The following is a 22705-nucleotide window of genomic DNA, read 5'->3' as shown; positions in this document are numbered from 1 at the left end:
CTAACGCGGCGTTTTATTTGGGATTAAGCACGGAGAGAGCATCATGAAAACAGCGTATTATAGCGTGTGGCTAGATGAGCACGCCAACCAACTGAATCCTGCGTTTGAGCAAATTTTCCAGACAGTGAAAGCGCATTTTTTTGCTCGCGATCCCAATCGTTGGCCTTTGTATCGTATTCACGAGATTGCCCGTTGGCTTGAAGAGCGAAAAATTGATGCGCCAACCGTGGTAAATACTGCGTTGCAGCAACAATTACGGCATTCAAACACCATTCCTCGACACTCGAGCCACGTCATTCACCCTTTTAACGACTTAGCGCTTTATGCCGCCAAACGTTCAAAAAACTGGGATGACCCTCGCTCAGTGGAAAATGTGATCTCGACACCTTGTGATCCGGCCATTCACGGTGCGCTACTTGCGACTATCGCCAACCCTAACTTGGTTTATAGCGAATATGCGGGAGATGCCATTGAACTGGAAAAATTAGTCGTGCGGCAGATCGCGCATTTAGCTGGTTATGATAGTGATCAAGCGACTGGAGTATTCACACAAGGAGGTACATTTTGTAATTTGTACGGCTATCTATTAGGTATTCGAAAAGCGTTGCCAAAGTCAGCTCTGAATGGTTTGGCGGGAGAAGATTACAGGATATTCAATTCAGAGGCAGGTCACTATTCAAACATGACAAATTTGTCGTTGTTGGGGGTTGATGTTCAAGGTAAAGCGATTCGGATCAAAGTTAAAGATAACAATGAAATGGATTTGGCTGAATTAGACCAACAATTGATTTTCTGTTTTAAAAATGGCATTGCTGTTCCTAGCATAATGTTGACATTTGGCAGTACCGATACCTTCGCAACTGATGATATTGAACAGGTTTATGCGATAAGAGAAAGAAGATGCCAAGAATATGCGATTTCGATGAAACCACATATTCATGTTGATGCTGCTGTTGGGTGGAGTATGTTGTTTTTTCAAGAGTATGATTTTGAACGCAACCCTTTATCGCTTAATCGGGCAACACTGACGGGTATTGAATCCTTATTGCCGAGGATTAAAAGTTTACAATTAGCGGATTCATTTACGGTCGATTTTCAAAAATGGGGTTATGTCCCTTATACTTCCAGCTTGGTGATGCTCAAAAACAAACACGATCTCGCGGTATTAAAAACAGATCCCGGTTATTACTCCTACTTTGAACATGCTCAAAGAGAAGAGAGCCATTTGCAATCGACCATTGAATGTTCACGCAGTGCCGTGGGTGTTTTTTCTGCCTATTCAGCACTGCAACATTTAGGTATCGAAGGCTACCAAACCGTGATTGGTCATACATTGCAAAATGCTAATTATTTACGCTGCCAATTAGCCGCTCTACCACACTGCAAGGTGGCAGCAGTAGAAAACCAAGGGCCAAGTGTTACTTTTCGTCTCTATGACCCACAGAAAGTGACGTGTGCTGAATCGATGTTTGAGCAAGAAATGAACGTCGCCCGTCAGGGTTCTATGGTTGATTCGATAGTAGAGAATACGCTCTACCATCGTCATCAGTTCTTATCTCATAAAGGCCAGCATCTCAACACCAATTGGGTCGATTCGATTGCGCGCACTCATTATGATGATACTGGACATTGCTTACATATTCCGGGAGAAAAAGCGGTTTTAATGAACCCCAATACCACCCGAAAACATATCGAACAGTTTTGCCAAAACATTGTTCGGCGCTAGCCATGGAAAGGGTGAGCGCGAACTGAAATGAATGACTAGTCACGTCAATGTAATGTTATTTTTCACCACGGATGCGGTATGAAGAATGTATTACCATGTGCGCGTGATATTAACCTGAATGTTACATTTTAGATAACAAGCTGTCTCAAGGAACGATAATGAAAAAACAACTGTTGACCCTGGCAATTAGCGTTTGCTTTACCTATGTGGCGCAAGCAAATGAATGGGGATATGAAGGTGAACGTGGCCCTGAACATTGGGGACATGTTTCTAAAATTTGTGAAATGGGCAAAAATCAAAGCCCAATTGATATCAATGGCCTCGTTGAAGCTGATTTAAAATCTTTGGATATCCATTATTCAGGCGTTGTGAGTGCATTGACCAACAATGGACACACGCTGCAAGCCTCAGTTTCAGGGAAAAATACACTGGTAGTGGATGGTACAGAATTTGAACTCAAACAATTTCACTTCCATACCCCTTCTGAAAACTTAATTAAAGGACATCAATATCCTTTAGAAGCGCATTTTGTGCATGCTGATGCGTCTGGCAATCTGGCAGTTTTGGCGGTGATGTTTGAAACGGGTGCACAGAACGAACCATTAGCTCAGCTTATTGCGGAGTTGCCTAAAGTTGGGGCGAATGTGCCGTTAGCAAAAGGGTTAGCAGTACAGTCACTGTTACCTAAGCTAGATGAGTATTACCGTTTTAATGGGTCACTCACAACGCCGCCTTGCAGTGAAGGCGTGAGATGGTTGGTGGTCAAGCAGCCGAAAAGTTTGTCACAGCAACAAAGTGCAGCACTACATAGTGTGATGGGAAATAACAATCGGCCCATACAAGCTCACAATGCTCGCTTAGTGCTAGAAAAAGAATAACAACGTTCTTTAAGCGATTTGAAGTCGCAGTCGGGCTCACAGGGTTTACTATTTCCTTTCCGCTCTGCTTCTTCAAAATTTAGGTGTAAGTGCTTAATTTAGCTAAGCTATTTTTTGTGCTTATTCATTGACAGCATTTAATGTATAGCGGCTTGCACTGGCTAAAGATAGTGGTTTTGAAAACCAATAGCCTTGTAAATAAGTTGCCCCCATCTCTTTAAATTTTTGGTACATGTCGCCATTTTCAACCCCCTCAATAACAATGTCGACGCCATTGGTGTGACAAAACTGGATGAGAAAGGCTAAATATTGTTCTGATGCTGGGTTAGTCAGTGTTTTCCATACAATGCTTTTGTCTATTTTAATTTGATTGAGGGGCAAATCAAAGAAGCTATTGAGTGAGCTAAAACCAGCTCCAAAATCATCCAGCGACAGTTGAAACCCCATTTCATTTAAGGAGTGAAGCTGGTTAATCGCATTTTTATCGCCATCGAGTATGACAGTTTCCGTCAGTTCTAACACAATAGAAGAGGGCAATACACCGGAAGCCTTAGCCATTGTTAGTATCTGTTGTGGGAAGTCACTTTTCAGAAGTTGAAGGACTGAAACATTAATATTAACCCGAATATTAACCCCATTTTGTTTATTGTAACGGCCAATAAACTCACAGGCTTTTTTGAAGACAAAATAGCCTAAATCAACAATCAGCCCCTTTTTTTCTGCAACGGGAATAAATTCGTCCGGGAAAATCTCACCAAACTCTTTTGAGCGCCAGCGGACTAAGGCTTCAAAGCTGGATACCTGTCCTGATTGTGCATGAATAATGGGTTGGAATTTCACGGACAATGAACGTTGATCTAATGCTTCCTTTAAGCCTCTTTCGATGAAGAAATAACGATCAACGTTTTTTTGAATTCGGCCACTGTAAATTTCGATACGAGAATGATTTTTGGCACTAGCAAATTGGCAAGTTCGTGATGCAATATTTAACAACTCATCGGCAGATATAGCACGGTTTATCTCAGGATAGACACCAATGCTAATATCATTACCATAGAGGTGCCCATGCTCCGTGGCTGATTTCGAATAGTGCTTCATTATTTGAGAGCAGATATGCTTGAGCTCATCGTATGAGCGTTCTCCTCTAAGTAATATGGCAAAATCGTCAGAGCGAATACGGTAAAAATCAGCAAATTCATCGGGCAGTTCACGCAGTGCACTGACGACGTGATTCAGTAAATCTTTAACAATGTCTGAGCCGTATTGATTGAGATAAGACTTAATATCTTCAAGTTGGATGTAGATAAGTGAATAAGGCTCTCCAATTTTGAGTGCTTTCTCATCAATATCGAGCAGTAATTTACTTCGATTATAGAGGCCTGATGAGCTGTCAAAAAATGCAGCTTGATGAATGTAATCTTCCATCAATTTTTGATCGGAGATATCTTTATGGCTACCCACCATAAAATGTTCACCGTTCACACTTTTTGTGACCGCATTCCCCTCTAACCAGATATATTGACCATTTGCTTTTTTGACTCGGTATTGAATCGTTTCCCTTGATTCAGTGGTGCTGATATGCTCGTCGACGCGGCTATTGAGCAGTGCACGATCCATAGGATGAACCAAACTCAGCCAATCAGCATAGGAAATAGTTTCGCTGTTTACACCAAATTGTACATAAAATGTTGGATTATAGAGCACCATGTTTCCATCGCTGCTCATATAAAACAGACCTTGACTAAAAAAATCGAGAACATGAACCAGACGCTGCTTTGCAACGGCACTGTCTAGGTCTGAAATTGAATACTCTTCCTGCGGAAATGACATTGTCATGTTAATCCTAATTCAAGCGAAAGCAGCAATGGATGATAATTGTGAGTCTTGATCCAAAACCTTTATGACTCATCTTTAAAGAGTACTATAACGCTTGTACTAAGATGTCTCAATTATAAAACTATTGATTCATCAATTAGGCACAAGTTATCAGTTTATTTCACGGAAGTTGTTATTTCTGAAACGAAATGGTGAGACGTTAAATAACGTAGGATCGCATCGTGCGGTTTATTCGTTGTGGAAAGAATAAAAGCGACAAATTGTCGCTTTTATTCATGTAGAAGTCATACGATTTAACGATCCCAATACGCTTCTTCTAGACTATCTTCACGTTCTGGTAATGCTCGTGATAAACGAGGAGAGTGCTGTGTGAGCACTTCGTAGCTGACACGGTTTGCATATTTGCAGATCTGAGATAACGAAGAGTAAGTGAGGTACGGCACATCATGTTTGGCAGAGTTTGGAACATTACGTTGATGATAACTATTCGCGGCCATATCGTGCAATAAAGCCGATAGCGCTCCGTCTCCCGCTCCGTTAGTGTTTTTGATTTCCAATGGGCCACCCAAGTAAGGGCCAATATGTGAATACACTTTTATTGGGTTGAGGCAGTCTTGTTTTCGCATCGCACGGCTAAATTCGTACTTGTTAAATTCAGCAATATTACCCGGTAGGAGAGGTAATTCAGTTTCGCGCTTTGCGCTTTCATCGGTGTAGCTAGCCATATAAAGACCTACGGGCCCCGCGGTGCAGAGGATTAAATCTACCCATTCGAGTGCTTTGTTAGCTGCAAGCAGTGGATCTTTCTCACCAGTTAACGCTTCACCTTCTTCTTCATTCATGGCGACGACTGTGATGTTTTCTTTGATGTAGTCTTGCCACCACTTCGCATTACCTTCAATTACATACTTAGTGCCTAGGGTTAACACCACTGGAATGTGCTTGGATTTAGCGATCTCAATAGCGCGTTTGACCGCAAGTGGCATTGGATCTTCGGGTTTTCCACGCATTAAGTAAGAAGAAACAACTAAAGCGGAAGCTTTTTCAAAAACCTCTTCAGGAATACTATCAGGGCGAAGTTTATTCATATGCCCTTCATTAATGGCGAAGGTGCGCTCTCCATCATCAGAAATTAGGGTGTAGCAACGCCCGATAGGACCATCGACAGTTTGAAGATGGTTTAGGTTCATGCGCGATGAGGTTCTACACAAATAACGATAGCTGTATGAGCCGACTTCAATATTTTTGGACATCACGCCGAGCAAAACGGATTTGCTATCGGCCAACACAGAGTAGTTGTGCAGTGTGTTGCCAATCGTATCTCCCGGGTATTGGTGAGTAATTAAACCTCGTTCGACTAGCTCTTCATAGAGCGCATCGGCTTTGCTCTCTTCGAGCACCAGTGAGTGACCTTTACTCAATTGATGTTTCTCTAAGAACTCATTGTCTACACGGGCTTCAATATCAACAATGGTTTGCCCAACACCGACCACTGTTGGGCGGTGGAGCATAGCCGTTTGTTGAATTTGATTGACGAGAGGGTCACGAGCATGAGTCGGAAAATAGTGCTTAGATTTACGCTGTCCAGGAAACTTCATGTTGAAAAATGAGAATTGAAAATTTCCCGCATCATATCACGGATATGAAAGGTTCCTTTCATTTTTATTACATAAAAAAGTGAGCTAAATCCAGATCGCCGAGGCGTTAGCGGCTATTTAGTGAGCGTTATGTCCGTACTATAAGCCTTAGTCCCCCAAAGCGGTACGGTCGATAGGCTGTGTTTGAAGCTACCATCTGTTTCTTTGGTAGTATAAGACAAGTAGATCAGGGTTTGATTTTCTGCATCGTAGATACGTCTGACTTTCATTGACTTGAAGAAAATGCTTTTTGACTTCTTAAACACGATTTCGCCTGATTTGCTCTTATCAATTTTTGCAATCATCTCTGGCGTAATATCACCAGTCTGACGACACGAGATTGAGCTATCACTTGGATCAGAAAGACTCAAATTAGCCTCAATTGAAGCAATATGGCACGTAACACCAGTCACAATATCATCACTTAGATTTTCGATTTTTACGTCTTTAAGCGTGAAAAATCCGAGCGATACATCGCCAACTTCATTGCTATCGCAGCCAACTAAACCAAAGCTAAGTATGAATGCGGTGGTGATGAGTTTCTTGTTCATGTCTATAATCCATTTATCCATCTTTCTGCACATGATAGCAGCATCAAAGGAGAATGATATAGGCTGTTATGTTGATGTTTTGGCCAGCATATCTGCAGTTTAGATGAGGATAATGTGAGTAATGGCTTGTCGCATATCGATCTGGTCAGTATCCTGCTTGCAACAATTAGAAGAAGAAGTAAATAACAATGATTAACCAACCTGACGTTGCCGCCATTAAAAACCAATGGCTATTTGACCAAGTGAATGTCGAATTTCCAACAGAAGAGAGCTTACAAGGTCGAGATCTCTACCAAAAAGCGGTTGTTCAACGCAGTTTTCGCGCTTTTATTGAGCTCACTGAGGAGCCTAACCTATCGTTGCTCGAAGAGGTTTATTTGGTTGATTTTCATCGGATGACAATATGGTTTGCTCTGTTGCAAGCAAGCTTATGGAGCGATAAAAACGATCAATCAAAAGTTATCGAATTCTTTACCCAAATCATTTATTCAGCACCTTGCGAGCTTTACTTAGGTTTTCAAAATGGGGAGCCTGTGGCTGCTGGTATCGTCACCTCCACTTCACATGAGATACTCATCTCTGATATCGTGACCCTGGATAAAAATGCATTTGGAGGTGAAGATGTATTCACGCGGTTGTTGCTCGCAAAATGGCGTGCTAATCATGAGTGCAATGGTAATGTTTTTATAGAACAGTAGCTTGTCCTGATGAAATTGGTACTATAGCGCCTGGTTTGGTATTAATTTTAGCCTGCACGGAGAGCTATGTATGAATAAACAGCAAATAACATATTGGCTTAGTTGGACTGCTATGGTCTGTTATGCGCTGTTTTTGTCGTTTCCTGCTAAGTCAACTCGCTGGGAGCCTAAAAATATTCTTGTGCTGCATTCATACGAATCATCTTATCAATGGACATATGAATTTCAAAAGGGCATTGATGCTGTAGTTAAGAGCAGCAAAACACCGATTAAGCTCTCCATTGAATACCTTGATACAAAAAGAATTTATAGCCAAGAGTATCTTGAGGAGGCCAAAAAATACCTCCACGTTAAATATCGTGATTATCCATTCGATGCGGTTATTATTACCGATGACAATGCGTTAAAGTTCACTAAAGGGCTCTCAAGCCTATTTAAACCAGATACGCCTATGGTTGCGGTTGGCATCAACGACAAAAGTGCCACACTCGATGACATGACTAAGTACAATAAAATTATTTATGAATCTGAAGCTATCATAGAAAACTTCCATTTAATCAAATCATTACGGCCAAAACTCAAGAAAATCTATTATTTATCAGATCAAAGTCATACTTCGCAATTGATCCGAAAAAAAGTCGATGAAGTGCTGGCTACGGATCTTTTAAAAGGTATCGAGTTTATCGATATTAACTCCATCACTTTGGCTGAAGCAGAAAAGGTGCTATTCCAGATTTCCCCTGATGATGCGGTACTGCTATCGCACTTTAATACAGAGACAAATCAAGGTGTTTACCATACTTATCAAGAGATTTCCTACCGCCTAGCACAAGCTAGCGCTGCCCCCATTTTTGTACTGTGGGAGTTTTATATTCGTGATGGTATCGTTGGAGGGTATGTTAATCGTTCTGAGCAACTGGGAAAAGATATCTTGATGGCGTTAAACCAATTTGTATCATTAGATTTGGCCTCCGCAGTTGACATGCAAATCAGTAGTGCAAGAGCGGTTTTTGATTACCAAGCCATGCAGCGACATCAGATTGACATGAAAGCCTTACCACAGGATGTGTTGGTTCTTAATCGTCCTCTTTCTTATTTTGAACAGCATTGGAAAGTGTTACTCGCGGCTAGCTTTATTATTCTCTGTTTGCTGGTTGTGATTGTTATGCAAGGGGTGACCCTCAGACAAAAAAGAGAGCTTGGCGTCAAAAACCGTAAAATAGTGGTATTGCAAGAGCGTACATTAGCCGTACAGCGGGAAATGATTCATTTACTCGGAGAAGCAATAGAAACGCGCTCTGGTGAAACGGGTAATCATGTTAAGCGGGTAGCAAGGCTCTCTGCGCTGCTGGCTCGTTTGTGCGGGTTAACGCAGCGCGAGGTAGAAATGATCGAGATCATCAGCCCAATGCACGATGTGGGAAAAATTGCGATTCCAGAGTCGATTTTGGATAAGCCTGGAAAATTAACACCAGATGAGTGGGAAATCATGCAGACTCACACTACCGCTGGTTATAACATCCTCAATACAAGCGAAGGTGATATAACTAAATTAGCTGCGATTGTCGCACATGAACACCATGAGCGTTGGGATGGTAAAGGTTATCCTAATCAGAAAAAAGGCACAGACATTCATATATTTGCTCGCATTACTGCGATAGCGGATGTGTTTGATGCTTTGCTAAGTGAACGTTGTTATAAAGAAGCGTGGCCGCTTGAGAATGTAGTAAGTTTATTTGAACGTGAATGCGGTTTTCAGTTTGACCCTACTTTAGTCAATTTATTGCTTAATCATTTGGATGATTTTATCCAAATCCGTAATTTGTATCCCGATACGACAAGCTATTACAGAGCCGGCTAAATACGCCCCATTGAGTATCAAAGAGTGATGTGGCTATAAGTTATGCATATCAACTCTTATCTTCGTTTCATTCTGTTAACTCAATCATTTTATACATTCATCCAGCGGTTAAAATTAAGCATTGGATGAAGGAAGTGTTTATGACTGAGAAAAAAATAAAATGTATTATTTTCGACTGTGAAGGTACTTTAGTTGATAGTGAGCGTTTGTGCTGCGAAGCGCTAGTCAATGTATTGAACCAACTAGGAGCCCACATTACTTTTGCACAAGTGAGTAACCATTTTGAAGGTGGGAAGATTGCGGACATACTGTTTCAGGCGCTTGAACATACGAATATTAACGCCGATCTTGATCTTTTAGAGAACCTTTATCGGGATAAAGTTAATGAGCTCTTCCAGCAATATCTTTCACCCATGGATGGTGCGATAGAACTACTTGAGTATTTACGCCAGCAGGGTATTGAATACTGTGTCACCTCTAATGCACCTAAAGAAAAAATATCATCAATTTTACAACGGAGCGGTTTGCTCCCTTTGTTTGAAGGACGCATTTTTTCAGCCTTTGATGCGAATAGCTGGAAGCCTGAACCTGATTTGATTCGTTATTGTGCGATGAATATGGGATTTCTTTTGCAAGAATGTATTTATGTGGATGATTCAGCAAAAGGGGTTGAAGCGGGTATCAATGCAGAGGTACCAACCGTTCAGCTAGCACCTCTTAACCCACAGGGTTTTTCTCAAGCGCCTAATGTCGTTGTTATCGACACATTACTCGAGCTTAAACCATGGCTCAATGCACATTGTTGGCCAAGCAATGAATGTGTTTATGACTGATTAGCGCTGTGTGTACACCAATCATTTGCTGGACGCTTTGTAAGTGGTCGGTTTTAAAACCACATTGTGCGCAGATAAACTTTTCATTGTTTGTGGAAATAAAGTATTCGTCATGTTGACAAAGTGGACAGCAGTCTATTTTTTCAAGTGTTTTATTTATATTTTTCATAATCAATTCTCAGCAGCAAAAAGGGAGAGTCATGTTCTCCGTACTCACAGAATAAACACTAATCAAAACTTGCTCTCGGTAATATTTACCTTAGTTCCAAAAATTAGAGGCATTTCATACTTCACTGTAAGGAATGTTTGATTTTGGCCTAAACCATAATAGGCAAAGTGCCGTCATTGCCCCAAGGGTATCGCATAACATGTCTTTTTGTGCGTCCCAAATGTCGCCTTGTGAACCCAGAAAAGCGATTCCCTCATCACCACCCGCGATTGAGGCATACCACCATTCAATAATTTCGTAACCTGCTGCGATACTCATGATAGAGAAAAGCCCGAACAATGAGGCAATTAGCGGTTTACAGAGCTGCTTTCTAATTAAATATTCAGCGATAGGGTAGGCATAAAAGCCAATTGAGAAATGAGCGACGCGATCAAAATTATTACGAGATGATCCGATCAGTTCGTTGAACCAAGCAAACGGAACATCTGCAAATGTATATTTAGCCCCAATGGTATGCAAACTAAGCCACACAAACATCAGAATATAAGCCGTTGAGCTAAAGCGTAGTTTTGTTGAAGCCCAATAGACGAGTGCTAAGATCCCTAGCGCAGGGATGATTTCTGCTAACCAGACAGCACGAGAAACCGGCGCGATCGCTGAAAATAGAAAGAGTACACCGTAGATCGCCGTCAAAAATAAAAGCGTGCGTGAGAAGTTGAGAGACATGTTTTTTCCTATCACAAAATACCGATGGATAGTGCCACTATTTTGCACGATGTTCAATTTTGTTGAATTCTGTATCTTATAGACGTAGAAATTTGTGTTTGAGATGTGTGTATCTACCTTCGTTTTGTGATTGATTTTCGCATCGTCTTAGCAAAGAGATCAGCAAGGTGGAGAAGATCATGCAACAACTCGATCTTTCTCTTTTTATGTATTGATAGATAGTGCGTGTGATAAACGGACTCTAGTTCAAAAAGCCAAGATAATATGCGGTAAGAAACTCGACAAAAAAGCGATATTGGATTTGAATGAAGAGAGAACCTTAATATGAACGTCGAGACTATGTCCCAAAGTAGGCCCGAAAGTATGTCTGAAAGCTTAGAACTTACCGCTCAGTTTCAATCTTACATGGAAAATCCGCTGCTTTGGCCAATGTTGGAGGTGTTGCGTAAACAGCCTTCCGGTTGGAAAGTCCATACGTTAGCGGCACATTTAAGTGAACAGGGATTCATGCCTGTACTTGATAGCGCACCTGAAAAAGACCTCTTTAAGCGTAATTTTTTGATCATGAACGCGCTCTATCAGCTTCAAGAGACGCTTTACCCTGAAAAGTGGTTACAAGTATCAGCAATGGACATTGTACTAATGCCTGCGCATCGTGCCGTTAGTTGCGAAATCGACCCAGATGATCCATTGCGTGATTATTACACTCAGTGGAAAAATTATGAGGCTGATGAAGGAGAAGTGCGCCGCTTGTTGAACGAATTTTGGACTCGTTACCGTAAAGCAATGGGTGGAACGAGTAACCTTAATATGAATCGTCTTCAAGCATTGAGGCTGTTTAAATTACCAGTGGAAGCGACGCAAATTGAAATCCGGAAAACATGGCGCAAGTTGGCACTAAAGTGGCATCCAGATCGAGACAATGGCAATGCTGAAACGTTTCGAGTGTTGTGTGAAGCATGGAATATTTTGCGGCAAAATAGTTAAAGCCCAAACCTTAAACTCTAGACAAGATGTTCGCCGAATAAGGTCAACTGGCACTGTAAGGCATACCTAAGCTAACTACCTGTAATGTACTGAAGCAATAAGGTACTGAAGTAAAAAAGAAGCGATCTCTCGCTTCTTTTTGCTTTTGTTGTAGGGGAGTTAATCTTTACTGGTGGTTTTTAAATTGCGACTTGCGCATACGGTTCAACGCCGCCATCACATCGATGACACGTGGTTTCGCCAAATCACCGTGGTTTGGCATATTTTGGTGCCATGTTCCTGCTAATAAAGCCATCATCTCTTTGCTTGGTTGCGCTGACCACCCCGGAGTCTGCGCAAACTGGAACCAAGTCCAGCCAATCGCATTGACTTCAGAAGGTGACTCCAATTGTTCTAACGCATTTAAATCCGTAAATTCTTTGCCAAAGCGAAGCGAATCAACGCCTTTGGCAGAGACTCGGAATTTACCATCAACCAGTAATTTTTGCAGCGCAGTGCGATTCACAGCGCGTCCTGGGAAAATAGCCAGTGGCGTTTCACACTCGTTGTGACGAGCAGTTGGATGCTGTTTGATGACTTCTTTAGCTTTGTTAGTCACATCAACGGCGTGGTAGTCATGCATCTGGATGACAGTATCGGCGACATCTAAGTAATCACCGGATCCCCCCATGACGATCAGTGTCGAGATATCCAAATCATCGCGAAGTTGCCCGATACGATCAACCAATGGTGTAATGGGCTCATCACCTTTACTAACCAGCGCTTGCATACGCTCATCACGGATCATGAAGTTGGTGGCGGAAGTATCTTCATCAATCAGTAATGTACTAGCGCCAGATTCAATGGATTCTTGTAACCACGCTGCTTGCGATGTTGAACCGGACGCATCTTGAGTGCTGAAATCGGAGGTTTCTTTACCCATAGGTAGGTGATTGATGTAGTTGGACAAATTTAAATTATGTACGCAACGGCCATCTTCAGCGCGAATTTTCATGGCTTGATGATCCGTAACAATTCGCTCACGGCCATCGCCGGGAATATGGTTGTAAATTGAACGCTCAATCGCCGTTAACAAAGTCGATTTACCGTGAAAACCACCGCCGACGATAAGGGTTATACCTTTGGGGATACCGAGTCCTTTAATTTTGCCTTGGTTTGGTGTCTCAAGCTCGACTTCTAGCGATGTGGGGGCTTGGAAAGTAACGGCGTCTTTCATCGGCAGATCACAGTTACCTGCCAAGCGAGGTAATACGCTGCCATTAGCCACAAAAGCAACCAGATTGTGCTGTGCCAGTTGTGCACGCATTGCTTCTTGATCTTCGATCACAGCGCAATGCTCAAGTAGGGCATCTTTATCCAGTTCACGTTCAATGGTGGCCCGGCGAATGAATTTTGGCAGGTAGAAGGTGATGATGTTGAGCGCTTTCTTGGCCAGAATGTCACGACCTTCAGCGGGTAAATTGATGCGAAAACGAAGCTCAATACCATGCTCCGTAAAGAGAACAGCTGTACTATCAAGCACCGTTTGGCCCGTCAATGCGATGGCAATATGGTTCTCTTGCTTAGCAAACTCCGCAAAACTACGAGCGATAAAATCTCTTGCAGCCATTTGATAAGCAGGTGATTTCTCTTTTAACCATTCCAGACCGGTCAGAGACCATGCTCGAGTAGCGCGAAAGCGAGATGCAGAAGCATAAGGGTCCGCTTGGATATGATCGATATGCAAGGTGAAATCACCAAATTCGTATTGACCTTTGATCTGCTGATAGGCGCGGTAGTTCTGTTTTTCTAGCTTTTTGAGAATTGATGTTAATAAATCCATCTCGATATCGCTCGTTTGGAAAGGAAAGGCGGCGATTATAGGAACCGCCACACTGAGAGTAAAGACATGATAAGGGATTCCTTTATCCTACAAAACCTTTGTCTTGGCAGGGTGTGCATAATTTTGGTTCAGTAGCCCAGCCTCAAACTCGTCACAAGGCATTGGTTTACCATAGAAATAGCCTTGGCCAAACTCACACCCTTCACTGATGATAAAGTCTTCTTGGCTTTGATTTTCAATCCCTTCGAGGATCACTTTCAGCTTTAATTTTTTGGCAACGTGAATGATTGAGCGAACAATTTCTTTATCTTCCTCACTTTGATCCAATTGATGTACAAAGCTTTTATCTATTTTTATGCAATCGAAGGGAAATTTTTTCAAATAGCTGAAAGAGGCGTAGCCCGTGCCGAAATCATCAAGTGACAACGTCACACCCAGTTGGTGTAGAATTCGCAGTGTGTTGCGAGCCACCACTTCATCCGCAATCAAACAGCTTTCTGTTACTTCCAACTCTAAGTACCGAGCTGGAAGTTGGTAGGTGTTCAGTAGCTCACGAACTTGGTCTGCGAATTGGGCATTCTTTAATTGGACGGCTGAAACGTTAATGGCCATTTTGAAATTATCGACCTGTTTTGCCCATTGGCTCGTTTTTTCGATGGCCGATCGCAGGACAAAGTTACCCACTTCAAAAATCAGTCCATTTTGTTCGGCCATGTGAATTAAGGTTTCATTGGATATATCGCCCAATACGGGATGCCGCCAACGTAGTAGCGCTTCTGCCCCCGTCCAGCGATGAGTGGTTGGAGAGACCTTAGGTTGAAAATAGAGCATGAGCTCATCGTTGCGCACTGCTCGTAATAAGTAGCTTTCTAATTGGTTGATTTGCCGGAGTGAGTCACTGAATACTTGCGAGTGATAGCAAAATTTATGACCGGAATCTTTGCAAGAGACCATGGCAGCAGAAGCTTGTTTGAGCAGTTCTATAGCATTGTCAGTGTCTAAACTCGTTGCAATACCAATATAGGAATGAAGATGAACATTATGGTCATCGAGCTTAAATTCAGAATGACCGATTTCGACCAATTTATGGCACAACTTTTCCAGGTGACGCGCTAATAGTTTTGTTTTGACGATCAAGACTAAATCTGTCGACGTGGGTCGAGCGGTCAATATTTCAATTTTATCGCAGCGGCCTAGTCGCTCACGATATCGAGCGATGACTTGATCCCATGCTCGGTAGCCAAAGTGAGATTGAATATGACGAGCATTAGTGAAACCAATATGAATGGCGGCAACTTCGGTGTGCTGCTTTGTTGCTTGTAAAAGGCTATTTTTGAGCTCCAGTTCAAGTGCGTTGCGATTTAAAAAACCTGTGCTGATGTCATGCCACTTTTGATATTGAATCTGTTGTTCTGCGGCGCGGCGTTTATCGATTTCTTGCGTGAGCGAGTAGTTGAGATCAGCAAGATCTTGTGTTCGGTTATCGACGCGAAGCTGAAGCTCATCATTGAGCTGCTGAAGTCTTACTTGTTGGTATAAGGTGGTGAGATGGGATTCAATGGTATCGCGAAAACTCTCCAGTAACTGCCGATAGGTGGGGCCAAAATGGTTCTCCTTGTTATCGAGTACGCAAATGGTGCCAAATATATCACCATTCGGCCACTTTAATGGGATGCCACAATAGGCAATCATGCCCAGTGGTGCATCTGGATTATGCATCCATTTTTTATCGACTAAAGCATTCGGGACCAATAGTTCCTGCTGTGTTTGCATCACAGTTTCACAGTACAGACCTTGTCCTAAGGGTTCTTTATGTCCGGTTTGATAGGGGTTGTCGACGTTGGTATTTTTACAGAATATTTCGAGTTTTTGCTGGCTAGCACGCATGATCAATGCGCTCGGAACGTTTAAAATTTCAGCGAGTAAATTCACAATGCGCTGCCATCCATCCATCATTGAAGAGGGGATGAGCATCTCATGTGTCTTTATTTTCGACATATTATCAAATTCCTTTGGACGACAAAGCTTAAAAAAGCCGAGCATTCATTGCTCTAGACTGACGATGACAAGATCCGCTCCTATGACCATAGTATGGTATTAAGAATAAGAACGCGCCGCCAATGTAACAAAAAAAAGCCCCAATAAAATATTGGGGCATTGAGATAGTTAACTGTGTCTCGTAAATGATACAGATGTTTTTAATTGGCTTGCTTGATGTATTGGTCGATATTAATTTCTTGAGCATAATCAACGCAATCAAAGTCGAAGCCATTGAGCTGCATGAATTCTCGCTTAAAGCCCTTATAGTCACCTAGTTGCTTAAAGTTGTGCTGATCCATTTTCTCAAGTAAATCGGCCACTTTTTGCTGAGTATCTGGGTTGAGCTCCCAATCGTCCATACGGATCAGTCGTTCGCCATCAACGGGTATCTTGCCTTTGCTAGAGAGTTTTTCGCTAAACAGACGCTGCATTTGCTCGATACATCCTTCGTGCGTCTCTTTTTCTTTCATCACCTTATACAATGCGACAATGTAAGGGCTTAAATTGGGAATGAACACGCTCGCCTTCGTGACTAAAGCTTTGCAAACAGTTGCGTAAGCCCCGCCGCCATAGTTAGACAATTTTAGGTTGAGAGAGTGGCTGGTTTGGTGCAAATCAATTTTGGCGCGCCCCAGTGTACCGTCAAGATAAATGGGGTGAGTAATCTGAGGGCCGATGTATGAAAAAGCAATGGTTTTACACCCTTGTGAAATCGATTCAGTGTTGATCAGCGTATCTATCCAATTTTCCCAATCCTCGCCACCCATCACTTTCAGTGTACTTTCGATCTCTTCGTCATTTGCAGGAGCAATGGTGGTTTCTACCCACGTATCGTTTTCTAGTAATATTGTCGCACCAGAAACGGCCTCACCAATCGGTTTAATGGCGGAGCGCCAATACTGATCTGAATTGGGTTTTGGTCTCATGCCGCTGGCGATACTGTAAATGACTAAATCGACTTCCCCTTCAAAATAGGTCTCTATCGCTTCAATCACTTGCTCGCGTACTGATGGTGAAAAAACATCCCCATCGATATTGACGGCGACTCGACCCGCTTGCTCGGCCTGTTGTTTAAAAAAGAGATTGTTGTACCAACCAGCACTACCAACCCCTTTTTCTGATGGCGTTTTTTCAAAGGAAACGCCAATCGTATCGGCTTCTGAACCACCAAAGGTCAGGGCAATGCGGGCGGCGAGCCCAAAGCCTGAAGATGCGCCTAAAATAAGGACTCGTTTTGGCCCGTGAGTGATCGGTCTGCAAGATTTTACGTAATTAATCTGTTGTAACACAGCTTGTTCGCATCCGAGTGGATGAGCAGAGCGAGCGACCACACCTTTGATCACAGGTTCAATGTGCATAGTTTGTACCTTTGCGGTTAGGGGAATGGTCTAAAAAATATCGTAAAACTAGGTAAAGTTCATTGAGCTGAGGCATTAAAATCAGAGATGCTCTGCTAAATGTTGCGCAACAAAATTGGCGATCCACGGCTGAGCGTCGACCGTCGGATGTAAGCCATCGGCCATCATCCACTCGGGTTTAATGATCACTTGCTCTAAGAAAAAGGGCAGTAACGGCACAGTATGTTGGAGGCTAAGCTCAGAATAGAGGCTATAAAAGGCATCGCTGTAGCGTTTGCCATAATTTGGTGGAATGCGAATCTGCATCAAAAGAGGGGTTGAGCCTGCTTTTTTTATTTGGCCAATAATGGCGGTTAAATTGCTGCTGATCAATTGAGGTGGAAAGCCACGCAATCCGTCGTTCGCACCAAGCTCAATAAGCACCGCATCAGGGGTATGCAGGGTGAGTAGTGACGGTAAGCGGGCTAGGCCATTGCCCGTTGTATCGCCAGAAATACTGGCATTAATGACATCAATGTTTGATTTACCTTCAGCTTGCAACGCATTAGGTAGCAAGCTAGGCCAAGCGTTTTCAATCGGCATTTGGTAACCGGCGCTTAAACTATCACCCAATATCAAGAGTGTGGTACTACTAGCGCTAGCCGAGAATAATAAAATACAAATCAAGGAAAGAAGTCGAGTCATGCAAACATCCGTTATTAGAGCACATTCATTATCTAAAACAGTCTCTACCAATCAAGAGCATTTAACAATCCTAAAAGAGGTAAACCTAGAGATCAAAAGTGGTGAAAGCGTGGCGATAGTCGGAACGTCTGGTGCGGGGAAATCAACCCTGATGACGCTGTTGGCTGGGCTTGATACGCCGACACGCGGAGAGGTAGAGCTATTGGGTCAGCCATTGTCTCAACTGGACGATGAAGGACGTGCGGCGATCCGCAGTCAATCGGTTGGCTTTGTGTTTCAAAGTTTTTTACTGATCCCAAGCTTGTCTGCGTTAGAGAACGTGACGCTACCTTGTTTGTTAAAAGGTGAAAAAGAGGATGTAGATCGTGCTAAATCCTTGTTGACGGCCGTCGGGTTATCACATCGAATGCATCACTCTCCTGCACAACTTTCAGGGGGCGAGCAGCAACGAGTCGCGCTAGCAAGAGCCTTTATGATCAATCCGAAAGTGCTGTTTGCCGATGAGCCTACTGGCAACCTTGATCAAGAAACCGCGGCAAAAGTGGTTTCATTATTGTTTGAATTAAATAAGCAGCACGGAACGACCTTAGTGCTGGTTACCCATGATCCCGCTCTTGCGGCTCAATGTGATCGTATTTTCCACATGCAAGCTGGTATGTTGGAGGAGCGGTAATGAGCGAGATGTCGAGCCGTTCACTCAATAAACGATTAATTCGCTGGAGCTTAGGTGAAATCCGCCACGGACAGTTGTGGCCTATTTCAGTGGCGCTAACCTTGATCATTGCTTGTATTTTTGCGCTGACTGCCTTAGCTGAGCGTATGGAGCAAGTGATTGTTAAACAAGGTAAAGACGCACTCACTGCCGATAGTGTGTTTGTTTCCGCAAACCCACCCCCAGCGTCATTGCTCGATCAGATCGAGCGCTTGCAACTGCCGTCTTCACAACTTACGCGTTACGCGACAATGGCATTCAGTGAGCGCGGTATGCAGTTAGTCACTGTCAAAGCAGTGGATAGTGCTTATCCGCTACGCGGTGAAATGCGTCTTTCTGATGATGTGACGACATTTCAGCACCTTGCGCCGAATCAATTGTGGTTAGATGAACGAGTGTTTGCGCAATTAGACGTTCAAATTGGTGATCAGGTCACGCTGGGCGATGCCGACTTTACGGTATCGGGACGCATCCTTGAGGAGCCGGGACTCAGCTTTAATCCGTTTCAACAGATGCCCGCGGTGTTGATCCACCAAGACGATGTGGCTCGTACTGGTGCACTTCAATTGGGGAGCCGAGTGCAATTTAGCGTGTTCATTAATGGTGATGATGGACAGATTGAAGCAGTAAAACAGCCCGTTACTTTAACGCCTAGCGATCGTTGGCGCGACCGAAATAGCGCCAGCCGAACGAATGAGGTTTTTGAACGCACAGAGCAATATTTGTCGTTAACCGTAGCGATTGTGATCATCATGGCGGCAACCACATTAGTCCTGACTTGTCAGCACTATGTTTCTACGCGGCAAAAAACCATCGCCATGTTAAAAAGCCTTGGAGCGAGCAAACGTTGGATCCGCCAATGGTTGATCGTACAAGTGGTGATTTTGTTTGTTTCTGCTGCGGTGCTTGGGGTATTGATCGGCATTGGCCTAGAGTCTTTATTACGCGTGCCGCTGGTGGATTTATTGCCTACGCCTTTACCGAGTTATGGCGCTAAACCCGCTTTTATTGCGCTGATGGCGAGTGTATTGATCGCTTTTCCTGCACTCGGCATTCCTTTACTGCATTTGCTAGATACCAGTGCGCTCAATGTCATGCAAACAGAGCGAGCGAAACCGAATCATCGCCGTAATGGGTTGCTCATCTTGATTCCGTTAGTGCCGATGCTGTGGGCTTATTGGAATAATCTCTTAGTGTGGATTGTGTTGGCTGGGATAGTGACGCTTTTTGCAGTGCTTGCTGTGGTCAGTGTTTTGGTTGCTCGTAGTTTAGGACGTCTTCCGCTCTCTACCGCGCTTAAATTAGCGCTCAGCCGAATCAATCGTTCGGCAATCACGACCGGAGTCCAGTTCGGCGCGTTAGGACTATCGTTAATGTTATTGGCGATCATCTGGTTAGTGCGTACCGATTTACTCTCTGATTGGCAGCGAACCTTACCCAGCGATGCTCATAACGCATTTGCACTCAACATTTCACCAAATGAAGTTAATGATTACCTTAACACGTTAGACAGCGCCAACATTGTGCGTTCGCAAGCCTATCCGATCATCCGAGGGCGTTTATCGACTATTAATGGCATAGAGGCCAAGCAACAAGCTCAAGGTGAAGAGGGGAGTGATGCGTTGAGGCGAGAGCTCAATTTCACTTGGGGAGAATCGCTACCCAGCAATAACCAACTGACGGCAGGAGTGTGGACAGAGCAAGGTGGCGTTTCGGTTGAATCGGACGTTGCTCGTGATTTGGGGCTGAAACTGGGTGATAGTTTAGGCTTTGTGATCAATAGCCAAACCGTGGAAGCGAAAGTAAATTCCATTCGCCAAGTCGAGTGGCGAGAAATGAAGCCTAACTTCTATTTCATTTTTACCCCAGACCTATTGCAGGAGATCCCTGCCACGTGGCTGGTGAGTTTCAGAGCGCAAGATCAAGATAACGCCTCGCTTGCCACCCTTGCTCGCACTTACCCTACGGTCAGTTTGATGGATATCCGGGCAATGGGCGATAAGATTCAAACTTTGCTGACGCAAATTATCTGGTCAGTGACAGTGCTGGCTGCAATGGGCGTGATTGCTGGTATTTTACTGATTTTTACCCTGTTGCGTTTAAGTTTAAGCCAGAGGCAACAAGAAATTCGCTTATACCGCACTTTAGGGGCCAGCAAGCGCCGCGTTGAGCAGACTATTTGGGCTGAATACGGTTTGATGGCGCTCATTGCCGGAGTTGTCGCAAGCCTTGGCTCTGACGCGGTGGTGGCCAGCGTCATGAAGTTCGGTTTTGAACTAGAACCTATGGCGCATTACAGCATGTGGTTGGTGCTACCCTTGGCGACGTTTTGCACATTATCGCTGGTCGTGAGTAGTTTAATTAAGCGGCTGTTAACCCCTATAAATAAAGACTTTAACTAGCGGTATCGATAATCCCAGACTGAGTTATCCACAAAAACAGTGGATAAAGTTTGGGATAACTCGACGGCTTGATAACGGCCTATTTGCGCTTAGCCCCGTAGTTACCTTGGGTTGCGCAGTTTTGTTATTCACAAGGTTGAAAAAACGTCGTTTTGGCTTTATTGAGTCAAGCAATTTTTTAAGTTATTTGTCGATTATGCGTATTGCTTGTTAGTCGTAAAACAGATAAGACCACGTGAAAAATGTGATTTTAATAACGCTTTACAAGCTTTAGAATGCATCCGGGTTTTCCAGAGTACTCGTATCTTATGTCATATAAAAAGTTCAATACAGATTCTCCGTGTGTCGCAATTATTGGTGGGGGTGTGGCTGGTGCCACTGCCGCCGTTCATATGGGAGAACTGGGGCTCAATGTGCTGCTTTTGGAAAAAAGCGCTGGCCTCGTTAATGGGCCGCCGATTTGCCATCTGCACGCGGGCGGTAACCTCTATCGTGAAATTTCGCAGCAGCAGTGTCTTGAGTTACTTAAGCAGTCGATTGAAACCGTCAGGCTCTACCCCCACACGCTGAATAAGCGACCTACTGTGATTGCTGTTCCGCATAGTGATGGCGGTGAGCCGCAAGCCTTATTACCAAGGCTAGAGCTTATTCAGCGCAGCTATCAACAATTGGTTGATGAAGACCCACGTAATCAGCAGCTTGGTCAACCCCAAGAGTATTTCAAACTCTACAGCCGTGAAGCACTGCAGGTATTAGCAACTCAGCAACAGAGTGATCAACCGACATCATTCGATGATTGGGTGATCCCTTTTGCTCAACATGCAGATTTAAATCAGTTGAAGTACCCAGTCATTGCGGTGCAGGAATACGGTTGGAGTGTTTTTCGGCTGGCGGCCAGTGCTGAGCTTGCGTTAGCGGCGATGCCTCATTGCCAAGTTTTAACGCACGCTAAATTAATCAAATCTGATTTTATTGATGAGCAATGGCAGCTCGTTTATTTGGATGCTCATAAGCATGAACACGTTATCCATGCCGATTATTTAGTCAATGCATGTGGTTATGAAACGGGAATAGTCGACGATTTGGCTAAGGCTCCCCGTCAACGCTTGGTGGAATTTAAAGCGGCCTACGTTACCCGTTGGGCAGAATGCGATCAGCAATGGCCAGAAGTGATTTTTCACGGGCCAAGAGGCACCCCACAAGGAATGGCTCAGTTAACACCGTATGCTGATGGTCTATTTCAGTTGCATGGTATGACCGAGGGAATCACGTTATTTAAAGATGGGTTAGTGGCCTCGCAAGCTGGATCATCACAGCCCGTATTGCCTGATTATCTCGAACGCAAAATTAAGAACGGTTGGCAACAGGACGCACTGCAAGAGCGCAGTGAACGAGCCATACACCACATGAGTCAGTTCATCCCACAGTATATTCAAGCACAAGTGGCTGGTAAGCCACTGTTTGGTGCGCAGCAAATTCCCGGCCAAGATGCCACATTACGAGCCGCTGATGTTACGTTTGAAGCTCATAATTATGCGCGAATCGAAGTGGTCAAAGGTTCATCCGCGTTGGAAGCTGCAACTAAAATTGTTCAGCATTGGCAGTTAGTTAATGATGAAGATTTACTACAATCGATAGAAGTTCGTCACCCAATCAGCATGAGTTTGTCTCTTGAACAGGTGGAAGAGAAAGCCATCGCGTTAGCTAAGGCACGTGCTTATCCTGAAGAATTAGCAAAAATTGTCGGTATGGTTTGATTGGTAACACCTTGCGGTTTTCTAAAGG

Annotated in this window: 18 protein-coding genes; 9 read left to right on the top strand and 9 right to left on the bottom strand. The window is 43.7% G+C overall.

Going from position 1 to position 22705, the window contains the following annotated elements; all coding sequences use genetic code 11:
- Positions 1 to 43: 43 nt before the first annotated feature.
- The gene (locus tag AACT18_RS00320) at positions 44 to 1726 is read left to right on the top strand and encodes a pyridoxal phosphate-dependent decarboxylase family protein (protein ID WP_094124773.1); all 1683 of its coding nucleotides are present in this window, start codon (positions 44 to 46) and stop codon (positions 1724 to 1726) included.
- A 158-nt stretch (positions 1727 to 1884) separates the two neighbouring features.
- Entirely contained in the window at positions 1885 to 2604 is a 720-nt protein-coding gene (locus tag AACT18_RS00315) for a carbonic anhydrase (protein WP_094124769.1), read from the top strand.
- 120 nt (positions 2605 to 2724) lie between these two features.
- Here the strand turns inward: AACT18_RS00315 and AACT18_RS00310 are convergent, their stop codons facing one another.
- From AACT18_RS00310 to AACT18_RS00300, 3 genes are all read right to left on the bottom strand, one after another.
- On the bottom strand, positions 2725 to 4440 hold the full coding sequence (locus AACT18_RS00310; RefSeq protein ID WP_094124770.1) for a putative bifunctional diguanylate cyclase/phosphodiesterase: 1716 nt from the start codon (positions 4438 to 4440) through the stop codon (positions 2725 to 2727).
- Between the two features lie 293 nt (positions 4441 to 4733).
- A complete protein-coding gene (locus AACT18_RS00305; protein WP_019283210.1) occupies positions 4734 to 6038 on the bottom strand; it encodes an inosine/guanosine kinase in 1305 nt (434 codons plus the stop codon).
- A gap of 113 nt (positions 6039 to 6151) precedes the next feature.
- Positions 6152 to 6628 carry a CreA family protein gene (locus AACT18_RS00300; RefSeq protein ID WP_026028212.1) on the bottom strand — a complete coding sequence of 159 codons (477 nt, stop codon included), beginning with the start codon at positions 6626 to 6628 and terminating at the stop codon, positions 6152 to 6154.
- Positions 6629 to 6816: 188 nt separating this feature from the next.
- Here AACT18_RS00300 and AACT18_RS00295 point away from each other — a divergent pair, with 188 nt between their 5' ends.
- The 3 genes from AACT18_RS00295 (at position 6817) to AACT18_RS00285 (ending at position 10020) form a co-directional block, all read left to right on the top strand.
- The gene (locus AACT18_RS00295) at positions 6817 to 7326 is read left to right on the top strand and encodes a hypothetical protein (RefSeq protein WP_094124771.1); all 510 of its coding nucleotides are present in this window, start codon (positions 6817 to 6819) and stop codon (positions 7324 to 7326) included.
- 70 nt (positions 7327 to 7396) lie between these two features.
- A complete protein-coding gene (locus AACT18_RS00290; protein ID WP_094124772.1) occupies positions 7397 to 9187 on the top strand; it encodes an HD domain-containing phosphohydrolase in 1791 nt (596 codons plus the stop codon).
- Between the two features lie 140 nt (positions 9188 to 9327).
- On the top strand, positions 9328 to 10020 hold the full coding sequence (locus tag AACT18_RS00285; RefSeq protein ID WP_176428356.1) for an HAD family hydrolase: 693 nt from the start codon (positions 9328 to 9330) through the stop codon (positions 10018 to 10020).
- Here AACT18_RS00285 and AACT18_RS00280 read toward each other — a convergent pair.
- Entirely contained in the window at positions 9977 to 10189 is a 213-nt protein-coding gene (locus AACT18_RS00280) for a hypothetical protein (RefSeq protein WP_010318303.1), read from the bottom strand. The genes AACT18_RS00285 and AACT18_RS00280 overlap by 44 nt on opposite strands.
- A gap of 114 nt (positions 10190 to 10303) precedes the next feature.
- Entirely contained in the window at positions 10304 to 10972 is a 669-nt protein-coding gene (locus AACT18_RS00275; RefSeq protein WP_064626276.1) for a DUF2238 domain-containing protein, read from the bottom strand.
- Between the two features lie 267 nt (positions 10973 to 11239).
- Between AACT18_RS00275 and AACT18_RS00270 the strand changes: the two genes are divergently transcribed.
- A complete protein-coding gene (locus AACT18_RS00270; RefSeq protein ID WP_013867958.1) occupies positions 11240 to 11902 on the top strand; it encodes a DNA-J related domain-containing protein in 663 nt (220 codons plus the stop codon).
- A 166-nt stretch (positions 11903 to 12068) separates the two neighbouring features.
- Here the strand turns inward: AACT18_RS00270 and AACT18_RS00265 are convergent, their stop codons facing one another.
- The 4 genes from AACT18_RS00265 to tesA all read right to left on the bottom strand — a co-directional run bounded on the left by AACT18_RS00265 (position 12069) and on the right by tesA (position 17806).
- Positions 12069 to 13724, bottom strand: coding sequence for an ABC-ATPase domain-containing protein (locus AACT18_RS00265; protein ID WP_094124662.1), 1656 nt, complete (start codon positions 13722 to 13724; stop codon positions 12069 to 12071).
- A gap of 87 nt (positions 13725 to 13811) precedes the next feature.
- Positions 13812 to 15722: a bifunctional diguanylate cyclase/phosphodiesterase gene (locus AACT18_RS00260; RefSeq protein WP_094124655.1), complete on the bottom strand. Its 1911-nt coding sequence runs from the start codon at positions 15720 to 15722 to the stop codon at positions 13812 to 13814.
- Positions 15723 to 15922: 200 nt separating this feature from the next.
- Positions 15923 to 17122, bottom strand: coding sequence for an enoyl-ACP reductase FabV (gene fabV, locus AACT18_RS00255; RefSeq protein ID WP_094124656.1), 1200 nt, complete (start codon positions 17120 to 17122; stop codon positions 15923 to 15925).
- An 81-nt stretch (positions 17123 to 17203) separates the two neighbouring features.
- Positions 17204 to 17806 carry a multifunctional acyl-CoA thioesterase I/protease I/lysophospholipase L1 gene (gene tesA / locus AACT18_RS00250; protein ID WP_094124657.1) on the bottom strand — a complete coding sequence of 201 codons (603 nt, stop codon included), beginning with the start codon at positions 17804 to 17806 and terminating at the stop codon, positions 17204 to 17206.
- On the opposite strand from tesA, the gene AACT18_RS00245 reads away from it, so the two are divergent.
- The 3 genes from AACT18_RS00245 (at position 17805) to AACT18_RS00235 (ending at position 22677) form a co-directional block, all read left to right on the top strand.
- The gene (locus AACT18_RS00245) at positions 17805 to 18479 is read left to right on the top strand and encodes an ABC transporter ATP-binding protein (RefSeq protein ID WP_013867953.1); all 675 of its coding nucleotides are present in this window, start codon (positions 17805 to 17807) and stop codon (positions 18477 to 18479) included. The genes tesA and AACT18_RS00245 overlap by 2 nt on opposite strands.
- Positions 18479 to 20920: an ABC transporter permease gene (locus tag AACT18_RS00240; RefSeq protein WP_094124658.1), complete on the top strand. Its 2442-nt coding sequence runs from the start codon at positions 18479 to 18481 to the stop codon at positions 20918 to 20920. The genes AACT18_RS00245 and AACT18_RS00240 overlap by 1 nt, the downstream gene beginning before the upstream one ends.
- A gap of 275 nt (positions 20921 to 21195) precedes the next feature.
- Positions 21196 to 22677 (top strand): FAD-dependent oxidoreductase, encoded by a 1482-nt coding sequence (locus AACT18_RS00235; protein ID WP_094124659.1) that lies wholly within the window; start codon positions 21196 to 21198, stop codon positions 22675 to 22677.
- Positions 22678 to 22705: the final 28 nt, after the last annotated feature.

This window comes from Vibrio sp. V04_P4A5T148 (assembly GCF_963875605.1).
In the GTDB taxonomy this organism is placed as follows: domain Bacteria; phylum Pseudomonadota; class Gammaproteobacteria; order Enterobacterales; family Vibrionaceae; genus Vibrio; species Vibrio anguillarum.
This window is presented reverse-complemented; position numbering and strand designations above follow the sequence as displayed.